The 21,469-nt window shown below is 60.3% G+C and carries 22 protein-coding genes; 9 read left to right on the top strand and 13 right to left on the bottom strand.

Annotation, left to right across the window (positions count from 1 at the left end; genetic code table 11):
- Window positions 1–38: 38 nt before the first annotated feature.
- From surE to DSM110093_RS06210, 3 genes are read left to right on the top strand one after another with little or no spacing between them, the layout of a single operon-like run.
- Entirely contained in the window at window positions 39–824 is a 786-nt protein-coding gene (gene surE, locus DSM110093_RS06220; RefSeq protein WP_243267174.1) for a 5'/3'-nucleotidase SurE, read from the top strand.
- Complete coding sequence (locus DSM110093_RS06215; protein WP_243267173.1) at window positions 821–1,477, top strand: protein-L-isoaspartate(D-aspartate) O-methyltransferase; 657 nt, start codon at window positions 821–823, stop codon at window positions 1,475–1,477. Before surE ends, DSM110093_RS06215 begins: the two co-directional genes overlap by 4 nt.
- A 56-nt stretch (window positions 1,478–1,533) precedes the next feature.
- Complete coding sequence (locus tag DSM110093_RS06210; RefSeq protein WP_243267172.1) at window positions 1,534–2,784, top strand: M23 family metallopeptidase; 1,251 nt, start codon at window positions 1,534–1,536, stop codon at window positions 2,782–2,784.
- Between the two features lie 65 nt (window positions 2,785–2,849).
- Here DSM110093_RS06210 and DSM110093_RS06205 read toward each other — a convergent pair whose 3' ends face one another.
- Genes DSM110093_RS06205 through DSM110093_RS06190 form a run of 4 tightly spaced genes read right to left on the bottom strand, consistent with a single transcriptional unit; the run spans window position 2,850 to window position 5,452 of the window.
- On the bottom strand, window positions 2,850–3,698 hold the full coding sequence (locus tag DSM110093_RS06205) for an ATP-binding protein (protein WP_243267171.1): 849 nt from the start codon (window positions 3,696–3,698) through the stop codon (window positions 2,850–2,852).
- Window positions 3,695–4,552, bottom strand: a complete 858-nt coding sequence (gene tatC, locus DSM110093_RS06200; RefSeq protein ID WP_243267170.1) for a twin-arginine translocase subunit TatC — start codon at window positions 4,550–4,552, stop codon at window positions 3,695–3,697. The genes DSM110093_RS06205 and tatC overlap by 4 nt, the downstream gene beginning before the upstream one ends.
- A 5-nt stretch (window positions 4,553–4,557) precedes the next feature.
- The gene (tatB, locus tag DSM110093_RS06195; RefSeq protein WP_243267169.1) at window positions 4,558–5,178 is read right to left on the bottom strand and encodes a Sec-independent protein translocase protein TatB; all 621 of its coding nucleotides are present in this window, start codon (window positions 5,176–5,178) and stop codon (window positions 4,558–4,560) included.
- Window positions 5,179–5,182: 4 nt separating this feature from the next.
- Window positions 5,183–5,452 carry a twin-arginine translocase TatA/TatE family subunit gene (locus tag DSM110093_RS06190; protein WP_093926540.1) on the bottom strand — a complete coding sequence of 90 codons (270 nt, stop codon included), beginning with the start codon at window positions 5,450–5,452 and terminating at the stop codon, window positions 5,183–5,185.
- Window positions 5,453–5,623: 171 nt separating this feature from the next.
- On the opposite strand from DSM110093_RS06190, the gene DSM110093_RS06185 reads away from it, so the two are divergent.
- The gene (locus tag DSM110093_RS06185; protein WP_243267168.1) at window positions 5,624–6,286 is read left to right on the top strand and encodes an HTH domain-containing protein; all 663 of its coding nucleotides are present in this window, start codon (window positions 5,624–5,626) and stop codon (window positions 6,284–6,286) included.
- On the opposite strand, the gene DSM110093_RS06180 is transcribed toward DSM110093_RS06185, so the two are convergent.
- From DSM110093_RS06180 to DSM110093_RS06160, 5 genes are all read right to left on the bottom strand, one after another.
- Complete coding sequence (locus DSM110093_RS06180; protein ID WP_243267167.1) at window positions 6,283–6,639, bottom strand: Lin0512 family protein; 357 nt, start codon at window positions 6,637–6,639, stop codon at window positions 6,283–6,285. The two genes, DSM110093_RS06185 and DSM110093_RS06180, sit on opposite strands and share 4 nt — an antisense overlap.
- Complete coding sequence (locus DSM110093_RS06175; protein ID WP_243267166.1) at window positions 6,632–6,982, bottom strand: Lin0512 family protein; 351 nt, start codon at window positions 6,980–6,982, stop codon at window positions 6,632–6,634. The genes DSM110093_RS06180 and DSM110093_RS06175 overlap by 8 nt, the downstream gene beginning before the upstream one ends.
- Window positions 6,979–8,067, bottom strand: a complete 1,089-nt coding sequence (locus DSM110093_RS06170; protein ID WP_243267165.1) for an ABC transporter ATP-binding protein — start codon at window positions 8,065–8,067, stop codon at window positions 6,979–6,981. The genes DSM110093_RS06175 and DSM110093_RS06170 overlap by 4 nt, the downstream gene beginning before the upstream one ends.
- Before the next feature lie 42 nt (window positions 8,068–8,109).
- On the bottom strand, window positions 8,110–9,468 hold the full coding sequence (locus DSM110093_RS06165) for a sodium:proline symporter (protein WP_243267164.1): 1,359 nt from the start codon (window positions 9,466–9,468) through the stop codon (window positions 8,110–8,112).
- 249 nt (window positions 9,469–9,717) lie between these two features.
- Window positions 9,718–10,497 carry an SDR family oxidoreductase gene (locus tag DSM110093_RS06160; protein ID WP_243267163.1) on the bottom strand — a complete coding sequence of 260 codons (780 nt, stop codon included), beginning with the start codon at window positions 10,495–10,497 and terminating at the stop codon, window positions 9,718–9,720.
- A gap of 138 nt (window positions 10,498–10,635) precedes the next feature.
- Here DSM110093_RS06160 and DSM110093_RS06155 point away from each other — a divergent pair, with 138 nt between their 5' ends.
- The 5 genes from DSM110093_RS06155 (at window position 10,636) to DSM110093_RS06135 (ending at window position 16,806) form a co-directional block, all read left to right on the top strand.
- Window positions 10,636–11,649: a Hint domain-containing protein gene (locus DSM110093_RS06155; protein WP_243267162.1), complete on the top strand. Its 1,014-nt coding sequence runs from the start codon at window positions 10,636–10,638 to the stop codon at window positions 11,647–11,649.
- Window positions 11,650–11,713: 64 nt separating this feature from the next.
- Window positions 11,714–13,333 carry a peptide chain release factor 3 gene (locus DSM110093_RS06150; protein WP_243267161.1) on the top strand — a complete coding sequence of 540 codons (1,620 nt, stop codon included), beginning with the start codon at window positions 11,714–11,716 and terminating at the stop codon, window positions 13,331–13,333.
- Between the two features lie 78 nt (window positions 13,334–13,411).
- Window positions 13,412–14,347 carry a glycosyltransferase family 2 protein gene (locus DSM110093_RS06145; RefSeq protein ID WP_243267160.1) on the top strand — a complete coding sequence of 312 codons (936 nt, stop codon included), beginning with the start codon at window positions 13,412–13,414 and terminating at the stop codon, window positions 14,345–14,347.
- A gap of 149 nt (window positions 14,348–14,496) precedes the next feature.
- Window positions 14,497–16,041, top strand: coding sequence for a DEAD/DEAH box helicase (locus DSM110093_RS06140; protein WP_243267159.1), 1,545 nt, complete (start codon window positions 14,497–14,499; stop codon window positions 16,039–16,041).
- Window positions 16,042–16,143: 102 nt separating this feature from the next.
- The gene (locus DSM110093_RS06135) at window positions 16,144–16,806 is read left to right on the top strand and encodes a hypothetical protein (RefSeq protein WP_243267158.1); all 663 of its coding nucleotides are present in this window, start codon (window positions 16,144–16,146) and stop codon (window positions 16,804–16,806) included.
- Here the strand turns inward: DSM110093_RS06135 and DSM110093_RS06130 are convergent.
- The 4 genes from DSM110093_RS06130 to nuoN are packed head-to-tail and all read right to left on the bottom strand — an operon-like array spanning window position 16,790 to window position 21,466.
- The gene (locus DSM110093_RS06130; protein WP_243267157.1) at window positions 16,790–18,457 is read right to left on the bottom strand and encodes a ribonuclease J; all 1,668 of its coding nucleotides are present in this window, start codon (window positions 18,455–18,457) and stop codon (window positions 16,790–16,792) included. The genes DSM110093_RS06135 and DSM110093_RS06130 overlap by 17 nt on opposite strands.
- A 1-nt stretch (window position 18,458) precedes the next feature.
- Complete coding sequence (locus DSM110093_RS06125; RefSeq protein ID WP_243267156.1) at window positions 18,459–19,235, bottom strand: type III pantothenate kinase; 777 nt, start codon at window positions 19,233–19,235, stop codon at window positions 18,459–18,461.
- A 21-nt stretch (window positions 19,236–19,256) separates the two neighbouring features.
- Complete coding sequence (locus DSM110093_RS06120; protein ID WP_243267155.1) at window positions 19,257–19,988, bottom strand: biotin--[acetyl-CoA-carboxylase] ligase; 732 nt, start codon at window positions 19,986–19,988, stop codon at window positions 19,257–19,259.
- Between the two features lie 32 nt (window positions 19,989–20,020).
- Window positions 20,021–21,466 carry an NADH-quinone oxidoreductase subunit NuoN gene (gene nuoN, locus DSM110093_RS06115; RefSeq protein WP_243267154.1) on the bottom strand — a complete coding sequence of 482 codons (1,446 nt, stop codon included), beginning with the start codon at window positions 21,464–21,466 and terminating at the stop codon, window positions 20,021–20,023.
- Between the last annotated feature and the right edge of the window lie 3 nt (window positions 21,467–21,469).

Below are 21,469 nucleotides of genomic sequence, written 5' to 3'. Positions count from 1 at the left end.
GTCCGCCCCTCGCCTATCAAGGCAAAAAGGGGCCATTCATGCGTATTTTGATTACAAACGATGACGGCATCAACGCGCCCGGTTTGGCCGTGCTGCGCGCCATAGCCGAGGAACTGGCCGGGCCCAAGGGCGAGGTCTGGACCGTCGCACCCGCGTTCGAGCAATCCGGCGTGGGCCATTGCATCAGCTACACCAAGCCGATGATGATCTCGCAACTGGACGACCGGGTATTCGCGACCGAAGGCTCCCCCGCCGATTGCGTGCTTGCCGCAATCCATGACACGATGACGGCAGCTCCCCCTGATTTGGTGTTATCAGGCGTGAACCGGGGCAATAACGCCGCGGAAAACGCGCTTTATTCCGGCACGCTTGGCGGCGCGATAGAGGCGGCGTTGCAAGGTCTGCCTGCCATCGCCCTGTCGCAATACTATGGGCCCGCGAACCGCGACCTTGCCGACCCTTTTGAGGCTGCCGCCCAGCACGGTGCTGAAACCTGCCGCCGTATCCTTGCCAATACCCCCAAGGAGACCGCCGCCTACGGTCTGTTCTACAACGTGAACTTCCCCCCCGTCGCAGGCGCGGACGTGCGTGGCATCCGGCTGGCCCCCCAAGGCCGCCGCCCCGGCACCGGTTTCTCCACCGAAGCACATCTTTCGCCATCGGGCCGCCGTTTCTTGTGGATTAAAGGCGGCGACCAGCGCGTGCAGACTGCACCGGGCAGCGATGCCTGCGTGAACCTTGACGGCTATGTCTCGGTCACACCGATGCGCTGCGATTTGACGGACCACGCGGCCTTAGACACACTGGCAGGCATTAACGGATGAATGAGCCGCCCATTTCTGAAGCGGAACGCAAGATGCAGTTTCTCTACGCGCTGCGCTCCAAGGGCGTGACTGACGCGCGTGTGCTGACGGCGATGGAAGCGATTGACCGCGGCCCCTTTATCCGCGGCCTCTTTGCCAGCCGCGCCTATGAGGATATGCCCCTGCCCATCGCCTGCGGCCAGACGATCAGCCAGCCCTCTGTAGTGGGGTTGATGAGCCAAGCCTTGCAGGTGTCATCCCGCGATAAGGTGCTCGAAATCGGCACCGGGTCGGGCTATCAGGCGGCGATCCTCAGCAAGCTCGCGCGGCGGGTCTATACAATCGACCGGCACCGGCGTCTGGTACAAGAGGCGCGAGGCGTATTTGAGGCGATGGATCTCAACAACATCACCGCGATTACGGCAGACGGCAGCTTTGGCCTCGCCGAACAGGCGCCGTTTGATAGGATCATCGTCACCGCCGCAGCCGAAGACCCGCCCGGCCCCTTGCTTGCCCAACTCAAAGAGGGTGGCATCATGGTACTGCCCGTGGGCCAATCCGACACCGTTCAGCACCTAATTCGCGTGCGAAAGACCGCTCACGGGCTAGAATACGACGAATTGCGTGCCGTGCGCTTTGTCCCCCTGCTGGAAGGCTTGGGCAAGGACGGTTAATAGGTTAGAGAGACAACGCCCCATATCTTTAAGGGGGCGAAGATGAGGACTTGCAGATGCGCCAAACACGCTTGCGCCGCCACACGCGGCTGACCCTAATGGCCGGAACCAGTGCAATACTGCTGGCCGGTTGCGAAAATCAGCCGCTTGATTACGACATGCGCAGTACCTTTGGCGATGGTTTTTCAACTGCCGAGGCCGCACGTGGCCCCCTTGCGGATCGCCCCAAACCCGATGCGCGGGGCGTCATCGCTTATCCAAATTATCAAGTCGCTGTGGCCCGCCGGGGTGATACGCTCAAAGACGTGGCTGCCCGCGTAGGCGCAGATGGCAATGAATTGGCCCGCTACAACGGCATCGAACTTAGCGTACCGCTGCGCCAAGGCGAAATCATCGCCCTGCCCCGCCGTGTGGCCGAACCCGCCCCCGGCACCGATGGCAGCGTCGACATCACCACCCTCGCAGGCAGCGCGATTGACCGCGCCCCGGCGACGCCAACGGTGCAGACGCAAAGCCTGCCGCCCGCGAGCAGCAGCCCCACCACCAGCGCGCCCGCGCCTCAGCCCGCGGCACCGCAATCCAAAGAGCCCGTCCGTCACCGGGTGGAGCGCGGCGAGACGGCCTATACCGTTGCCCGCCTCTATAACGTGCCAGTCAAAGCACTGGCCGAATGGAACGGGCTTGGCCCCGATTTTGCGATCCGCGAAGGCCAGTTCTTGCTGATCCCAGTTGAAAAACAAGCGCCTCCCCGTCAGGCGACCAACACGACATCAAGTGCTGCTGCATCCCCACCTGTGCAGCCCGCCACCAGCGCCCCCGGCGCGGGCAGCCCTACGCCTACGCCACCCTCGGCCGCCAAACCGCTGCCCCAAGATGAGACCGCGCAGCCATTGCCGCCCAAGGCCGAGCCAGAAAAGCCCGTGGCCGATGTCGGCAAGACCACTGCGCCCGCCAAAGCCGCCAAAATGACCCCGCCCGTTCAGGGTTCAATCATCCGCGCCTATGCGAAGGGCAAGAACGAGGGTATCAACATCCAAGGCAGCCCCGGCGCGCCTGTGAAAGCCGCCGAGGGCGGGACTGTCGCCGCCATCACCAAAAGCGCCGATGGCATCCCGATTGTCGTGGTCCGCCACCCAGACAACCTGCTGACGGTCTATGCAAATGTGGATGGGGTGAACGTCTCGAAAGGCGACAGTGTCAGCCGCGGCCAGCAGATTGCCAAGTTGCGCGGCGGATCAGAATCGCATGTGCATTTCGAGGTGCGCAAAGGTTTTGAAAGCGTCGATCCAACGCCCTATATTCAGTAAGAATACGAAAAAAGGGGCCCTCAGATAATGCAGGCCCCTTTTGTCTAACACCGAAATACCGTTGTTCAGCCGCCCGTAACCGGGACACCCTTGCGGCCAGCGAGATCCACAAAATACTGCCATGCCACACGCCCCGACCGGGCACCGCGCGTGGCCTGCCATTCGACCGCCTCTGCACGCAGGGTTTCGTCGTCGATCTCGACACCGAAGGCATCGCAATATCCCCGGATCATGGAGAGATACTGGTCTTGATCGCAGGGGTGGAACCCAAGCCACAGCCCAAAGCGGTCAGAGAGAGAGACCTTCTCCTCCACTGCTTCGGACGGGTTGATCGCACTGCCACGCTCATTCTCGATCATGTCGCGCGGCATCAGGTGGCGGCGGTTCGATGTGGCATAGAGCACGACATTATCAGGCCGCCCCTCGATACCGCCGTCCAGCACCGCTTTCAGTGATTTATAGTGCGCATCGTCATGGCCAAAGCTCAGATCATCGCAAAACAGAATAAACCGCTGGGGCGCACCGCGCAGCAGGCTCAGCAGACGCCCGACCGACGGCAGATCCTCGCGCTGCAATTCAACAATGCGCAGACCCTCATGTGATGCGTGAACATCAGCATGTATTGCTTTGACAAGGCTTGATTTTCCCATACCCCGCGCGCCCCAAAGAAGGGCATTGTTCGCAGGCAATCCAGCTGCAAACTGGCGGGTATTAGCCAGCAAAGTATCCCGCGCCCGGTCAACGCCGATCAGCAATGGCAGATCGATCCGCGCCACCTTTGGCACTGGGACCAGTCGGTCAGGATCGGTGTGCCAGACAAAGGCCGTCGCTGCGTCGAAGTCGGGGGCTGAAAGCGGCGCCGGAGACATACGCTCCAGCGCCGCTGCAATACGGTCCATCGGGTCGTCGATCACAGCAGGTCTTCCTCGTCTTCGTCGTCAAAGTAGCCCTCTTCGCGCAGCTTTTCGTTGCGCTTTTTCTCGACCCGGCGCACGAGGAAAATCGAGATTTCGTAAAGGCCATAGACCACCACAAAGAGGATCACCTGCGTGATCACGTCCGGCGGTGTGACCAGTGCGGCCAGCACAAGGATCGCCACCACTGCGTATTTACGCACGTTGCCCAGACCTTCGGAGCTGACCAACCCGGCCTTGCCCATGAGCGTCAGCAGCACTGGCAATTGGAAGCAAAGGCCAAAGGCCACGATGAACTTGATCGTGAGCGAGAGGTATTCTTGCGCGGAGCCTTGGAAGGCAATGGCGGCGATGCCGTTCTCACCCTCCGGTCCCTCACCGACGAGCGTGCCCGCCTGCTGGAACCCAAGGAAGAAGTCGAAGGCCAGCGGCGTGACGACGTAGAAGGCAAAGGCCGCGCCGAGGAAGAACATCACCGGCGAGGAGATCAGGAAAGGCAGGAACGCGCCCTTCTCGTTCTTGTAAAGCCCCGGCGCCACAAAGCGCCAAAGTTGGTAGCTAATGAAAGGAAAACCCAGCACCAGACCGCCCAAGAGCGAGATCGAGATCGCGACAAAGAAACCTTCCTGCAGCTTGATCAGGATCAGCCCGCAGTCTTCCTGACCCCGTTCGGCCATGGCCGAGCACAGCGGTTCGGTCAGGAAGTTGAAAATCGGATTCCAGACGGTAAAGCAAATCACCATACCGATGATGAAGGCGATGACAGAGTGGATGAGCCGCGTGCGCAGCTCGGCCAGATGCTCGATCAGCGGGGCCGAGCTGTCGTCGATATCATAGTCGTCGGAGGCGCTCATTTAATTTACTCTTTTTTCGCAGCAGGTTTGGCTGTCGCTGGCTTCTTGGTCGCAGGCTTTTTCGCGGCAGGTTTCTTGGCGGCCGTCTTCTTAACCGCTGGCTTCTTAGCCGCTGGCGCCTTTTCGATGGCAGGTTTTGCCGGGGCCGCCTTTTTTGCCGCAGGTTTGGCAACCTCTGACGGGGTCGCGTCAGACAACTTTGCCTCAGCCGCCTCGGCCTGTGTCATGGCTTCAGCCGCTTCGCGTTGCTTGCGCTCGGCAGCGGCGCGGGCGGTGCTGGCTTGGATCTTTTTCACATCCTCGGCCTTTTGCGCCGCCAGTTTGCCGGTCTCGCTGTCGGGATCAAAGTTCGTCAGCGACCGGGTCGCGTCCTTCACTTCGTCCATCGCGCTGCCCAGTGGATTGGTCGCGGTTTTCAGCGACTTGTTCAGCGACGAAGACATCTCGCGCATACCGCTTTCATCAGCGGCGTCGTTCATCGCTTGGCTGAATTCACGCGCCATGCCCTTGGCTTTACCCACGAATTGCCCGACGCGCCGAAACAGCACGGGCAGGTCCTTGGGGCCGACCACGATCAGGGCCACGACGCCAATGACCAGAAGTTCCGTCCAACCCAGATCGAACATCGGGTTACACCCGGTCCTTGTCGGCCTTCAGGTCGGTTTTAGGATGCGTGCCCTGATCGGCATGCTCGGGCAGGTCGGCATGGTGCACTTCGTCGACATGTTTGATGTCGTCCGTGCGCTTGGTCTCTTCTTCGCCTTCGCTGATGCCCTTTTTGAAGCTGGTGATGCCTTTGCCGACTTCGCCCATGAGCGAGGAAATCTTGCCACGGCCAAAAAGCACCAGCACCACAACCGCAATCAGCAGCAGGCCCGGCAATCCGATATTGTTCAACATGTCTGTTCTCCCATCATGTTTGGCACGCGTGCGGGCGCACCGGTTTATCCTGTGATAGCCGCCCTTGCCGGGGGCATGAAGAGGCAAAGCGGTCGTGATGGCAGCGCTTGGTGCCGTGCACCGCAGATTTCGCGGATGCAGAATCACTCCTGACGTGTTTATGTCAGGAGTATGAACAACAACAATCTTAGGCTGGTCACACTGATCGACACCCTGCGGGATGGCCGGGTGCATCGGGCGGATGATCTGGCGACCTCTCTGGGTGTGTCGGTGCGCACGATTTACCGCGATATGGACAAGCTCAGCGCCTCGGGCGTGCCCGTCGCCGGGACGCGGGGCGAAGGCTACCGGATCACGCCTGCAATCACCTTGCCGCCCATCACCCTCACCCCAACTGAACTGGAGGCGCTAAACCTTGGCCTCGCGGTTGCGGCGGAGGTGGGTGATGCCGATTTGCAGGGCGCGGCAGGGACATTGGCCGCAAAGTTCGACGCCGTCCTACCGACCGAAAGCATCGCCGAAGGTGCTGCATGGCGCCACGCGCTGCAACCGCAGGGCAAGGCGACACGGATCTTTGCGCATCTACCCGTGCTGCGCGCGGCGATACAGGCGCGGCAGAAATTGCGGATCGGCATCGTGAACGAAGGCGCTCGGGTCGTCCGACCGCTTAGGGTAGAGAATTGGGGGCGGTTTTGGCTGCTGACCGCATGGTGTGAAGACGACGAAGGATTTGCGACCTACCCGTTAAATCAGATTGACCGTGCAGAGGCGCTACCAGAACTGTTCGTAGATGAGCCGGGAAAGAGCTTGGCCGACGCCCACGCCCAGTCTTAACCCTTCAACCGCCAGCCAGTTTGCGGCGGCAAGAACGCCTCGACACTCGCCTGCGCCACGACGATCGTATCCTGTCCCGTGGGCACGTTCAGCCCGCCCAAGACGGCACGCACCTCGGCCCGACCACGCGGTAGCTTGGCCACCAGCACGTCGATATCCACCTTGTCAGGTTCCTGCACCGCGACGGTGACCTGCACGCGCATCTGGTCCGGTGTCACGTCCAAGGCGCCAAATAGCGGTAGGGAAGAATGGCGCAAAGCATCCTCGATCGCGCGGGCGCAGGCTTTGGTATAGTCCATCCCGTGCAGATCGTTGCCCATGCCCATCTCGATGATGATCCGTTGCTCAGTCATCCGCACGCTCCATGTCGAACCCCACGGACAGTGCCACATTGGCCATGACAGTCGGGTTGCCCTCTCCTTCGGGGCGTGGCACGTCAAGCCCGCCGAGGTGCAGATTGACCGTCACCTCACCATAGGGAAAGGCCGCGCGCAGTGCTTCGGCATCAACCAGATCGGGGCGCTGCACGCCCACGTCGAGGATGATGCGCATGGCGGATTTGTCGAAACCGAAAAGTTCGGCCAGATTAATCGAATTATGCCACAACGCATCCTGCACCGCCCGTTTCGCGGCCTGCGTATAATCACCACGGCGCAGGGACGACCCCATGCCAAATTCTACCATCAGCGGGGTCATGATTTCACCGGAAAGACAAAGCAGCGGTCGCGGCGCACGGTAAGCCACATGGCAGCGCCGGGTTGCGGAAGAAAGACATTGGGCACCGTTGCCCTCAGCCGCGAGCCGTCCTGCTCAAGCACGAATTCGACAAGGCTTTCGTTGCCCATGAACCGCGCCCGCTCCACCACGGCGCGCGCCGGAGCGCCATCGGTTGCCGTTGGGCGTGGGCCTTTGCCTGCGCGGTCAAAATCAATGCGCAGATGCTGCGGGCGAAAGACGATATTGACCGGCGTACCATCGGGCACCCCGGGGGCAAGAAACTGGCCAAAGACCGTATTGGCCAATGCACCGTTCACCGTGGCCTCCAACACATTCGCATCACTGAAAAACGCGACCGAAGCGCGGTCAACGGGCCGCGTATAGACGTTATAGGGCGCACCCTGCTGGACGATTTTGCCGTCGCGCATCAGCGCGATCTCATCAGCCATGCGCATCGCCTCATCCGGTTCATGGGTGACGAGCAGAACGGCGGTGTCTTCCTCTTTCAGGATGCTTAGGGTCTCATCCCGGATGCCATCGCGCAGACGGTTGTCGAGGCCCGAGAACGGCTCGTCCATCAGCATGATACGCGGTTGCGGGGCCAATGCCCGCGCAAGCGCCACGCGCTGCTGCTCTCCCCCCGATAGCTGATGCGGGTAGCCGTCGATGTAGCGCAACAGGTCCACTCGTTTGAGCAGGTCTTCGATGCGTTTGCGTTTTTCGGCCTTGGTCCCGGTCTTGAGCCCGAATCCTACGTTGTCGGCCACGCTCAGATGCGGGAACAGCGCGAAATCTTGAAACATCAACCCGATCTCGCGCCGCTCTGGGGGAACACGAAACACCGTATCGCAGATCAGCTTGCCGTCGACATGAATAGTGCCACTGTCTTGCATCTCAACCCCCGCGATCATCCGCAGGGTCGTGGATTTACCGCAGCCCGATGGCCCAAGCAGACAGGTCACCTGCCCCGGCATAATCTGCAAAGACACGTCGTCGACCACCTGCCGCCCGCCATAGCTGCGGCGCAGGTTCTTGATCTCTAGTCGGGGGGTAGGATCACTCATGGAAGATGCGCTATCCGATCAAATCGCTCGGAAACCCAGCTATCAGCCCCGCCGCGCCCCCGCAAGCACCGCAGCGAACCCCGCGATCAGCACAAACACGCAGATCGCCAGCAATTGCTCATATTTATGCCCCTCCGGCAGAAGGGCCGCCACAGGTTCCCAGCCCCGCGCGAAATAGGCAGCCGCCCCCAGCATCGCGGCGGCGAAGGCAGTAAGGTAGCTCCGGACCGGGATCGCGCGCTTAGCCACCAGCCCCACCAGCAGCACCGGGGTTAGAAACATCGAAGCCGTCCCGCTGACGGCCACAGCGTCAAAGAGCGTCGCGTTACCCCAAAGTGTCAACAGAGCACCTAGCGCCATAAATCCGGCCATCACCAACCGCCCGCCCGCAAGACTTCGCGGGGCGACGCGCCATTCCTCAACCATCAGTCGCGCGGCAGAGGCCAGCGCGGAATCCAACGTCGAAAGCGCCGAAACCAGCAAGGACAGCATCAGCGCCACGAAAATCCAACTCGGAAACATCTGCCCCCATGTGCCGATCAACTCGCCCTCATAGGCCGCACCGGTGAGGCTGGCCTGAATGCCGAAGAAACCGAAGCCGATAATGCAAAGTGTCGAAATCCAAAAAGCATGCAGGAAAGAGGCGCGGGTCGTCGGCTCATCGGCGAGAAAGCCCCGATCCATCATTACCGGGTCATGGGCGGGATATGAAAACACCTGTAGCAGCGCCACGACTAAAAGCACCCAGCCGTTATACGGCCCCGAAACACCGGGCGCGCTGAGCACCGCGCCAAGCTCGAACCCCGGGCTAAGCAGTAGCGCGCCAAGTGCGAGACCGAAAACGACAAGAAAGACCATCATCTGCACCACATCCGTACGCAGCGCGGCGGAAAGCCCGCCCCACGCCGAATAACCAAAGCCCAAAGCCGCAACGATCAGCACCGCCAGCGTGCCCGACCCCGGCCAGACGGCCTCGAAGATCAGTGCGACGACCAGCAGATTGGCAAAAACCTCCGACAGCAGCCGTAGCCCAATGACAAGGTTGTAGGCCCCTGTGCCCGCCCCCCCGAACTGCCCGCTCAGCCAATCTTGGACCGAGCGCGCCCCGCCGCGGCGCAAATGGCCGACGATAAAGCCGCCCGTCAGGAACGACCCGTAGTAGGCCGCATAGGCCAGCGTGCCCGCAATACCGTAGAAATAGCCCAAGATCGCCGCGTTCATTAGGCTGCGGGCGAAAATCCATGTGGTGACTTGGCTTAGCACCAGCACCCAAAGCCCCGGCGCACGGCCTGCTGCATTGGCCCCGCCAAAGAACCCTTCGACAGTGGCGCGGCGCGGCGCGACCAAGAGGCTGGCCAGAATGACGGCAGCAAAGAGAACAATTAAAACGGTGGTTTGCATGGGGCGGACCCTTTCGGTGAGACGACCCCTTTAGCGTTAGCCGCGCGGCTTGAAGCGGGCTAGTCCAGAAACACACGCTGTCAGAAATGTGATGGCCGGCGGCGTGGCAAAGACCGCTCAGCATCCGCCCGTCCAGAGCGACCTGCGCCGCCTTATAGCGCGGCAGCAGGTCTAGGGCGCTGGCCGAAATGGGGGAAGAGGGCGACCAGCAGCGCTGAGGTTTCACCTCATTTTGGCCCCCTCTCCCGCCTACATCGTCATGTTTGTGGCGCCGCCGTCCAACAGCAGGTTTTGACCCACGATGAACCCAGCGTGCTGCGAACACAAGAACGCACAAGCCGCACCAAATTCGTCGCGCGTGCCATAGCGGCCTGCCGGGATGCCCGATTGCCGTTCCGCGCGGGCCTCGTCCAGCGAAATGCCCTTGGACTTTACCACAGCGCCATCCAGCGAATCCGCTCGGTCGGTGGCATGGATACCCGGCAGAAGGTTGTTGATCGTCACCCCTTTGCCTGCCACCTGCCGCGAGGTGCCCGCCACATAGCCCGTCAGCCCGGTACGTGCCGAATTGCTCAGCCCCAGCACACCAATCGGCGCACGCACCGACTGGCTGGTGATGTTGACCACCCGGCCCCAGCCACGGTCCATCATGCCCGGCACCAACGCTTTAATCAGCGCGATGGGGGCCAGCATATTGGCATCCAGTGCTTGAATGAAATCTTCGCGGTCCCAATCATGCCACATGCCCGGAGGCGGGCCGCCCGCGTTGTTCACAAGAATATCACAGCCCTCAGCGGCCTTGATGACCAGCGCCTGTCCCTCTTCGGTTGCAACATCGGCGGCGACGGTGACAACCTCAACGCCGTGCTCCTGACGGATGCGTTCTGCCGAAGCTTCCAATGCTTCCGCGCCACGGGCGTTCATCACAAGGTTCACCCCCGCCGCCGCCAGCGCTTCGGCACAGCCAAGGCCAAGCCCTTTGGAAGATGCGCATACCAGCGCCTTCTTGCCCTTAATTCCCAAATCCATTCTGCGATTCCTCCTATGCATTTGCATATGCCTACCACGCCACGCAGCCAATGCCAGCAAATCACCCGAGCCTTGACCCATGTGGGCCACAATTCTATCTTATCCCGCTGGCGAAAGCCCCCAAATCAAAGGCATATCATGTCCCGCACCCGCACCGCCCCTGCCCAAAGCATTGCCGTCTACCGCGCCGAAGAATTGCGTGCGTGCGACGGGGCAAATATGGGCGATGTGCTTTCGTTCGCTGCTGAACTGGTGCTTGATGACACCTATGAGCTGGACCGGGAGGCAGAGCCACAGCGGCTGTCATTCCTGACCCTTCCGGGCAACCAATTGCAACTTGCCGAAGATACCGACGTTGGCAGCCCCGGCGCTGATCTGCACCTCGACAGTCTTCTCACGTTGATGTCGCCTGATGGCCAGACCCAAGAGGCGCTGCTGCTGGTCGAAGTCGATGGCCAAGGGCGCGCCGCCGAAGTGTACCTCTTGCCGCTGGGGCCGCTGATCCCGCAGACGGGCTACCGTATTGTCGGGATCGATACCAAGACAGCCCAGCAGAAATTTGGCCAGCTTGCTTGCGTCTCGTTCACGCGCGGCACGCATATCTCACTCAGCACCGGAGAGTTGCGGCTAATCGAAGACCTGCGCGTCGGCGACCGTATTCTTACCCGTGACGACGGGGTGCAGACCCTGCGGTGGATTGGCCAAAGTACCCTGCGCGCAGTGGGGGATTTTGCTCCGATCCGCATCCGCGCAGGCACCCTTAATAACGAACACGACTTGACCGTAAGCCCCGACCACCGGTTGTTTATCTATCAACGCAGTGACGCGATGGGGGCGGGCCGCTCAGAGCTACTGGTCAAGGCCCGACATCTGGTTAATGGCGACAGTGTAACTGTCCTAGACGGCGGGTTTGTCGATTACTTCCAGCTGCTTTTTGACGGGCATCAGATCATTTATGCCGAAGGGATCGCGGCGGAATCGATGCTGGTCGACAGCCGCACACGCTCTGTCCTGCCGCCTGAAATGGCCGCCGCCTTGGGAGAGGTGATCCCCGGCCACTCTGATCTGCCGCACGCGGGGCTTGATCTGGCCGAAGCGCTGCTTGACCGTCCCGATGCGGCGGCGCTGCTCCGCAAGGCCAGTACCTGCTGATCGCGCCCCACTCACGCACTGCCGCCACTTGCCGCTTGCCCGCGCCGCGTCTATACGCCCTGTCATGTTGGACACGCCGCAAAACCGCCCCGCCCTGCCCGCCGAGATCGCGCGCCGTCGCACCTTTGCGATCATCAGCCACCCTGACGCGGGCAAGACCACGCTGACTGAAAAGTTCCTGCTGTTTGGTGGGGCCATTCAGATGGCTGGCCAAGTGCGCGCCAAGGGCGAAGCGCGGCGCACGCGGTCTGACTTCATGGCGATGGAGAAAGACCGGGGGATCTCGGTCTCGGCCTCAGCCATGTCGTTCGATTTCCACAGCGGTGACACCAACTACCGGTTCAATCTCGTTGACACCCCCGGCCACTCGGACTTCTCCGAAGACACCTACCGGACGCTGACAGCCGTGGATGCCGCCGTGATGGTGATCGACGGCGCCAAGGGTGTGGAAAGCCAGACACAAAAGCTTTTCGAAGTCTGCCGGATGCGCGACCTGCCGATCCTGACCTTCTGTAACAAGATGGACCGCGAGAGCCGCGATACGTTTGAGATCATTGACGAAATTCAAGAAAATCTTGCCATTGACGTGACGCCCGCAAGCTGGCCTATCGGCGTGGGTCGCGATTTTGTAGGCTGCTATGACATGCTGCGCGACCGTCTGGAACTGATGGACCGCGCCGACCGGAACCGCGTTGCCGACAGCATCAAGATCGAAGGGTTGGACGACCCCAAGCTGTCCGAACACGTCCCCGCCGCCCTGCTGGAAAAGCTTCGCGAAGACCTTGAGATGGCGCGCGAATTGCTGCCGCCTCTGGATCTAAAAGCGATGCACGAAGGCACGCTGACGCCGATCTGGTTCGGCTCCGCCATCAACTCTTTCGGCGTGCGCGAGTTGATGGAAGGCATCGCTAAATACGGGCCGGAGCCGCAAATCCAAGCTGCCTCTCCCCGGCAGATCCTGCCTGAGGAAACCAAGGTCGCGGGTTTTGTTTTCAAGGTGCAGGCCAACATGGACCCGAAACATCGTGACCGCGTGGCCTTTGTCCGTCTCGCTTCGGGGCATTTTGAGCGGGGCATGAAAATGACCCATGTGCGCACCAAGAAACCGATGACGATCTCTAACCCGGTGATGTTTTTGGCCTCCGACCGCGAATTGGCAGAAGAGGCTTGGGCCGGTGACATCATCGGCATTCCGAACCACGGGCAATTGCGTATCGGCGACACGCTGACCCAAGGCGAAGCGCTGCGCGTCAGCGGCATCCCCTCCTTCGCGCCCGAACTGCTGCAATCCGTGCGCGCGGGCGATCCGCTGAAGGCAAAACACCTCGAAAAGGCGCTCATGCAATTCGCCGAAGAAGGTGCCGCAAAGGTCTTTAAACCCTCCATTGGCTCGGGCTTTGTCGTCGGCGTGGTCGGACAATTGCAGTTCGAAGTTCTCGCCAGCCGGATTGAGCTGGAATACGGGCTGCCGGTGCGGTTTGAGCCGTCGCAATTCACCTCGGCCCGATGGGTGAACGGCGCCAAGCAAGCTGTTGATAAATTTACCGAAGCCAACAAACAGCACATCGCCCATGATCACGACGGCGACATCGTCTACCTGACCCGTCTGCAATGGGACATCGACCGGGTTGAGCGCGATTATCCAGATGTGAAGCTGACCGCGACCAAGGAAATGATGGTCTGAAATAGCCTGTCCGGTATGGGTCGTAAGCCTTGATTTCGTGAACAATCATGGCATTCTGGACCCAACCGGGGAGACACGATGACGACGACGACGAAATGGGGGCTGGTTGCCACAATTTTGGCCCCCGCTGACGAGATACGACGCTTTGCCGCCTATCACCTTGAGGCAGGCGCGCATCGGCTTTATCTTTTTCTCGATGCTGAGAACGCAGAGGCTTTCGACAGTTTGAAAGTCCACCCCAAGATCCGCGTCGTCACCTGCGATGATGCCTATTGGCAAAAGCTCTGTGGCAAACGCCCGCAAAAACATCAGGTCCGCCAAAGCCAGAACGCTACTCGCGCCGATAACCGCGCGGATGATGTGGATTGGCTGATCCATATGGATGTGGACGAATTCCTTGTCGCCGACCGCCCTGTGGGCGAGGTGCTCGCCCCCTTGCCCGCAGCGCAAAAGATCGCCCGCATCCGCCCGATGGAGGCTTTGGCGGGCGATGCGACAGCCTTCAAAGCCTTCATTCCGAACGGCCCGCAGCGCGTACAGATCGTGTCGGAGCTTTACCCAACCTATGGCGAATACGTCAAAGGGGGGTTCCTGAGCCATTTGGCCGGGAAGGTTTTTGTCCGCACCGGGATGGCCGACGTTCGCCTGCAAATACACAACGTTTTTCAGAATGACGCGATGATTGACGGGCCAGAGCAACAGCCCGGCATTGATCTGGCACACCTGCACGCGAAAAGCTGGCCCGACTGGCTGGCCGCCTATCGCTACCGGCTTGAAAAAGGCTCCTACCGTTCCGATCTCGCCCCCAACCGCCCCCGTGATCGTGGTGGGCTGTCGATGCATGAGCTCTTCTCCATGATCGAATCCGAAGGGGGCGAGCCGGGATTGCGCGCCTTCTTTGACGAGGTCTGCGCCGACTCGCCCGAACTGCGCGCCACGCTGAAGGCCCATGGGCTCTTGCGCCTTGCCGATCTTGACCTTGATGCAAAGGTGTCGCGCCATTTCGCAAGTTAAGCGCCTGAGAGGTCAAGTGTTTGACGGCTGGGCCGCAACTTGCTATGCGCTTTCGCAACATGCCGCGGCATATGCCGCCCCTAGGGCCATTCGGGCCGGCTTGTATTGCTGCCGCGGGCCAAGTCAGTGTCCGCTCAACCCGGACGCACATGACAAAATTTACCGATCTAAACTTGAACGCCAAGGTTCTCAAAGCTGTTGTAGAAGCTGGCTACGAATCGCCCACACCCATTCAGGCCGGCGCCATCCCCCCTGCCCTCGAAGGCCGCGACGTCTTGGGCATCGCCCAGACCGGCACCGGCAAAACCGCCAGCTTTACGCTGCCGATGCTTTCGCTGCTCGCCCGTGGCCGTGCCCGCGCGCGGATGCCGCGGAGCCTCGTGCTTTGCCCCACGCGGGAATTGGCAGCGCAGGTTGCTGAAAACTTCGATACCTATTCCAAGCACCTCAAGCTCACCAAAGCGCTGCTGATCGGCGGCGTGAGCTTTAAGGAGCAAGACAAGCTGATCGACAAAGGCGTCGACGTGCTGATCGCCACACCCGGCCGCCTGCTGGACCATTTCGAGCGGGGCAAACTGATCCTGTCGGATGTGAAAGTCATGGTCGTCGACGAAGCCGACCGGATGCTCGACATGGGCTTCATCCCTGATATCGAACGCATCTTTGGCCTCACGCCCTTTACCCGGCAAACGCTGTTCTTCTCTGCCACCATGGCGCCTGAGATTGAGCGGATCACCAATACATTCCTCAGCAATCCCGAGCGGATCGAAGTGGCCCGTCAGGCCACCACGAGCGAGAATATCACCCAAGGCGTGGTGATGTTCAAAGCCTCCCGCAAGGACCGTGAAGCCACCGAAAAGCGCAAACTGTTGCGCCTGCTGATCGACGCCGAAGGCGAGAAATGCACCAACGCAATCATCTTCTGTAACCGGAAGATGGATGTGGACACCGTTGCCAAGTCGTTGAAAAAATACGGCTATGACGCGGCACCCATTCACGGTGATCTGGATCAAAGCCAGCGGACCAAAACGTTGGAAGGCTTCCGCAACGGTGAGCTGCGTTTCCTTATTGCCTCTGACGTGGCTGCCCGCGGCCTTGATGTGCCAAGCGTAAGCCATGTGTTCAACTTCGACGTGCCCAGCCACGCCGAGGATTACGTGCACCGGATTGGTCGGACGGGCCGCGCCGGGCGCGATGGCAAGGCGATCATGATCTGCGTGCCGCGTGACGAAAAGAACTTTGAGGATGTCGAACGTCTGGTTCAAAAAGAGATCCCGCGCCTCGAAAACCTGCTCCATACCGACGCGCCTGCCGCCGAAGAGCCTATTGCCGAAGCGCCAGCCAAAAGCAACGCCAAGCCCAAGCGCACCCGGTCGCGCAGCCGTAAGCCTGATGCACCCCGTGCAGAAAATCCCGCGGCAGACAAGCCCGTCGAAGACACGCAGCCACAGGCCGAAGCGCCGAAAGCTGAAGCGAAGCCTCAGCTCAAACCGGAACCGAATCCTGAGCCTACCCCTGCCCCACAGGCAGCGGCCCCAGTGGCACAGGACGAGCGAAAGCCGAACCGTGGCGGCAATGATGATAAGAAACGTCGTGGTCGCAACGACAAGCGGGGCGCTGGTGATAACCGTGTTGTCGGTCTGGGCGATCATACGCCCGACTTCATCGGCCTCAGCTTTAGAGAACGTATCTAAACCAGCCCTACCGCTGGCATGAATTCGCCGCCGATCCTGACCGGGATTGGCGGCGAATTCGTCTGTGCTATTTGGGGTTAAACCCCCTCAGATAGGCCTGTTATGCTGCGTCCCGCTTTTGTCACCCTCGCCTTGTCCCTCTCCGCGTTTCTGGCCAGCCCCGCCAGCGCGGAACGCTGCCGTGCTGTGGTTAACGGTGCCGAAGTGGTTGTAGAGGCCGAGAATTTCGCAAACTTCGCAGACGAGGTCGGCACCCGCGAAAGGCTGATGAACTGGCCCGCCCGGAAATGGAGCAATCTTTGGGGCACGCCGCCTGCCTGCAACAGCGGGGTATTGTTTGACTACCTTGCCACCTCCGTGCCGCTGGACCAAATCAATGGCTATTGCCTGACTGCGACGGATGAGAATGGCTATTTCCTGATCCCCGGCGAACGGAACTATCGGGGCTATTGCAGAAAGACATTCTGCGAACGGGTAAATACCACCAAGGAAGAGACGGTCGATATTGGCAAAAGCATCGCGCGCTCTGCCGTGGATACGGTTAGCCAGCCGGAAAACCTACGAGCCGTGGCGCATAAGTCAGGGGCGTTCATTCTAACCGGAGGAGCGTCGGCCCTAAGCGCCAATTTGGCGACCACGGGCACGACGCTGGCCACCGCGCTATCGACCCCCGCCGCCCTTGCGGCCACGGGGGTAAGCGTGGTCGCAGTTGGCGGCGCGGTCTATATGTGCAGCGGTGGCGAAGAGGTCAGTTCAGACGACTAACCACCACGGTAACTTCGGGTTTCTTGCCGATTTCGTTCTGCGCCGACTGTCGAGCAACCTTTTTCAGGCCGTCGTTCAGCTTGTCGTCATCGCGCAGGGTGGCGGCTTTCTGACGGTTGAGCCATTGGCTTAGGTCCTGTTCCAGCACATCCACCAGTGGCGCGTTGGAACGGCCTGTTTCCGGCAAACCCATCAGATCAACCCAAGGCTCGCCAAGCGGCTCGTCGTCGGCATCCAAAATCATCGTCACAGTCGCATGACCGTTCAATGCCATGCGGATACGATCCCGCACCACACCATCCAGCGCACCGACCTGAACCGATCCGTCAAGGTACATCCGGCCCGTGTCGACATGCTCAACCACTTTGGGCTTGTTGCCCGACAAATCAATCATCATTCCGTTAACGGCCAGAACGCCCGTGATGCCCTTGCCGTCTGCAATTTTTACATGCTCGCGTAGGTGACGGTGCTCGCCGTGCATGGGGATCAGAACCTGTGGCTTCACAATATCATGCAGCGTTTCCAGATCAGGGCGGTTGGCGTGACCGGACACGTGGTAAAGACCCGAAGAGTCGTCCACCACATCAACACCCTTTTCAGAGAACTGGTTGATGATGCTGATAACACCGCGCTCATTGCCCGGGATGGTTTTCGACGAGAAGAGGAACAGATCGCCCTCTTTCAACTCGATCCCCTGATATTTACCCCGTGCAAGCTGCGCCGAAGCCGCGCGGCGTTCGCCTTGGCTGCCCGTAACCAGCAGCATCAGGTTCTCACGTGGGATCGCGCGGGCGTTCTCGGGCGAGATCACCGGCGGGAAATCCTTCATCACACCGGTCTGGATCGAGGCTTCGACCATACGGTTCATCGCCCGGCCCAGCAGTACAATCGACCGACCTGCGCGCGCGCCGGCCTCGGCCAGCGTTTTGACACGCGCCACGTTGGAGGCGAATGTCGTAGCGATCACCATACCCTCAGCGCCGCTTACCAGCTTTTCGATCTCTGGGCCGACTGTGGCCTCAGAACGTCCGGCATGAGCGGAAAACACATTCGTACTGTCGCAGATCAACGCTTTGACGCCATCCTTGCAGACATCGGCCCAAAGCGCGTCATCAAAGGCTTCGCCCACGCCCGGTGTGCGGTCGATCTTGAAATCGCCGGAGTGGATCGTGCGCCCCTCGGGCGTGTCGATGACCATGGCCGAAGATTCAGGGATCGAATGCGAGATTGGCAAGAAGCCAATCTTAAACGGACCCGCAGTGATCTGCTCAGGCCACTTGCCCACCGTCGTGATCGCATCCTCAGGATGGCCATGCTCTGACATCTTGCGGCGGGCGATATTTGCGGTAAAGGCACGCGCGTAAATGGGCGCTTTGAGCGCCTCATAAGAATGGGCGATCGCGCCGATGTGGTCTTCGTGTGCGTGGGTGATAAAGATCGCTTCGATCTGGTCACGGCGTTTTTTCAACCACGTGATGTCGGGCAAGATCAGGTCAACGCCGGGGGTGCTGTCCATATCGGGGAAGGCCACACCGATGTCGACAACGATCAGCCGCTCTTTACCGGGTTTGCCGTAGCCATAGACATAGGCGTTCATGCCAATTTCACCCGCCCCACCGAGGGGAAGGTAGATAAATCGTTCGCTGCTCATATTATTCAGCTTTGTCCTTATTGTAGTCGTGGATCACGGTCAGCCCGTGCATCGTGAGTTCATCTTGATAATCATCGAACAGGTCGACTGCCTGTTGAAACAGCGGAGCCAGCCCCCCCGTTGCGATAACGCGCATGGGTCTAGCGCGTTCCGCCTTTACCCGGTCACATATCTCACGAACCAGCCCGACATAACCCCAAAAGACACCCGACTGCATACAGGCCACTGTATTGGTGCCAATTACATGCGCCGGTTTGGAGATATCAACATGCGGCAGAGCGGCAGCGGCACTATGCAGCGCCTCTAGGCTGAGGTTCACACCGGGGGCGATCACACCGCCTATATAGGCACCATCATCTGCGACGACGTCAAAGGTCGTTGCGGTGCCAAAGTCGACCACGATCAAGTCGCCACCATAAAGATCATAGCCCGCGACCGTATTCACCAACCGGTCAGGCCCAACCTGTGTGCCCCCGTCAACGCGCACGTCAATCGGCAACGCGCAGCCGGGTTTGCCGACCACCAGAGGGCGAGTTTGAAAGTAGCGATCAGCGAGGACCCGCAAGTTGAACACCACACGCGGCACGGTCGAGCTGATAATCATATCGGTGATGTCGGCGTCGATATTTTGTAACCGCATCAAAGTGTTAAGCCAGACAAAATATTGGTCAGCCGTCCGTTTCCATTCAGTCGCGGTCCGCCATGTGGCGATGAACTCTTTCCCGTCCCAGATTGAGAATACCGTATTTGTGTTGCCGCAATCAATTGCCAGAAGCATGCTGCTTCCCTCCCCCCGATTTTAGAAAAATACGTCTGCTGCGGTGATGGGCACCGCGCCTTCGCGGGTGCGCAGGATCAGATTGCCCGCACTGTCGACATCTTCGAAAACACCGGTGATTTCATCGCGCATAGTTCGGGCGGTTATGACCTCTCCCAGCCGTGCGGCATGGGCCAGCCATGCGCTGCGGATTGCTGTGAAACCATAGGTGGTGAATTGATCTTCCAGACCGGCATATTGTTGCGCAAGGATGTCGAGAAAATCTTCGGCAGTTACATTTGCCCCCGCTTCGCGCAGCGTCACCGCAGGCAGGGCGCGGGTCTCCAGCGTGCTGGCCACGGGGGCATGGGCAAGGTTCACACCGATACCAATGGCTAGTTGGTCACCCACGCTTTCCAGCAGAATACCCGCAACCTTGCCGCCCCGGAGCAGTACATCATTCGGCCATTTCAGCGCGAAAGCGTCTTCTCGCCCCGTCACCGCAACAAAGGCGCGGTACAGCGCCAGCGACGCCACGAAAGAGCGTAATGCGGCGATACCGGGCGGTTCTTTGCGCGGCATCATCAAGGTTGCCGCAAAATTACCGCGGGGGGTCGTCCAGCTTCGGCCCCGGCGACCGCGCGCAGCCGTCTGCTCCAGCGCCAAGATCCAGGTCGGCGCGGTCAGCTCTTGCTGTAACCGCGCCGCCTCGGAAAGGGTGGAATCAAGCGTGTCGTAGGCGCGCCGCCCATAGCCTTCCGGCCAATTGGTCATGCGGTGGTCCGGCGGATCGGCCGACGCACCGCTCAGTTCACCAGTGACGCCGCGGCCGAGGCGGCCATGCCTTCGACACCGAACATGTTTGCGATCCCGACGATCATGATCACCGCCGACGCCATCAACACCACGGTCAGCACGCCACCGTTCTGGTGATCCAACGTGTCAGAGCGTTCTTCGCCAAAATACATGTAGAAAACGATCCGCAGGTAATAATAAGCGCCGATCACACTGGCGATTACGCCCGCCACAGCGAGCCATGCCATATTGGCATCATAGGCTGCGCGCAGCACATAGAACTTGCCAAAGAAGCCCAGCATCGGCGGCACACCCGCAAGGCTGAAGAGCAGCACCAGCATCGCAAGGGCGCGGCCCGGATTGGTCTTGGCATACATGTTGAGCAGCGTGATATCGGTCACCGGCGCGCCGTCTTTCTGCATCAGCAGGATGAAGGCAAAGGTGCCGAGGTTCATCGTCACATAGATCGCCATATAGACCAGCATTGCCTGCACGCCAAAGGCCGTGCCCGCAGCCAAGCCCATTAGCGCATAGCCCATGTGGGCAATCGACGAGAAGGCCATCAGACGTTTGATGTTGGTCTGGCCGATCGCGGCGACCGAGCCGAAGAACATCGACAGCACCGACAGCAGTGCCACGATCTGGCTCCAGTCGCTGACGATCTGGCCAAAGGCGTCATGCATGACCCGCGCGAAAAGACCCATGGCGGCCACTTTAGGCGCGGTTGCAAAGAACGCCGCAATCGGGGTCGGTGCGCCCTCATAAACGTCCGGTGTCCACATGTGGAACGGCACGGCGGAGACCTTGAAGGCAAGGCCCGAGATCAGGAAGACCAGACCAAAAAGCAGCCCGAGCGAGGTTTCCCCGGTTTGCGCGGTTGTGATGATCCCGGCGAAAAGCGTGGTCCCGGCATAGCCGTAGACAAGCGACGCACCATAAAGCAGCAGGCCCGAGCTGAGTGCGCCGAGAACGAAATACTTCAGACCGGCTTCGGTCGATTTGACTGAGTCGCGACGGAGCGAAGCGACGACATAGAGCGCCAGAGATTGCAGTTCCAACCCCATGTAAAGCGCCATCAGGTCACCTGCGCTGACCATCACCATCATGCCGACAACCGCCAGCGAGACCAGAATGGGATATTCAAACCGCAGCAAACCGCGCAGTTTCATGTAGTTCTCGGACATGACCAACACGGCAGCCGCCGACAGCAGGATCGCTACTTTGGCAAAGCGGGCAAAGCTGTCGTCGATGAACATCCCATGAAACGCAATGTTGGTGGAGCCGTCACCCGACATGGCCACCCAACCAGCCAGCAGCACCATCACCACCGCGGTCACCCAGACGAGCACCCCGGCGGCCTTGTCTTTCGACGTATAGACCGCGCCAAGAAGGCCAAGCAGGGCAAACCCCGCAAGGACAATCTCGGGCAGAATGATGTTCAGATCAGCGGATATCATGCG

The organism is Sulfitobacter sp. DSM 110093 (assembly GCF_022788715.1).
In the GTDB taxonomy this organism is placed as follows: domain Bacteria; phylum Pseudomonadota; class Alphaproteobacteria; order Rhodobacterales; family Rhodobacteraceae; genus Sulfitobacter.
Note: the sequence above shows the minus strand (reverse complement) of the source record. Positions and strands in the feature narration are given on the sequence as shown.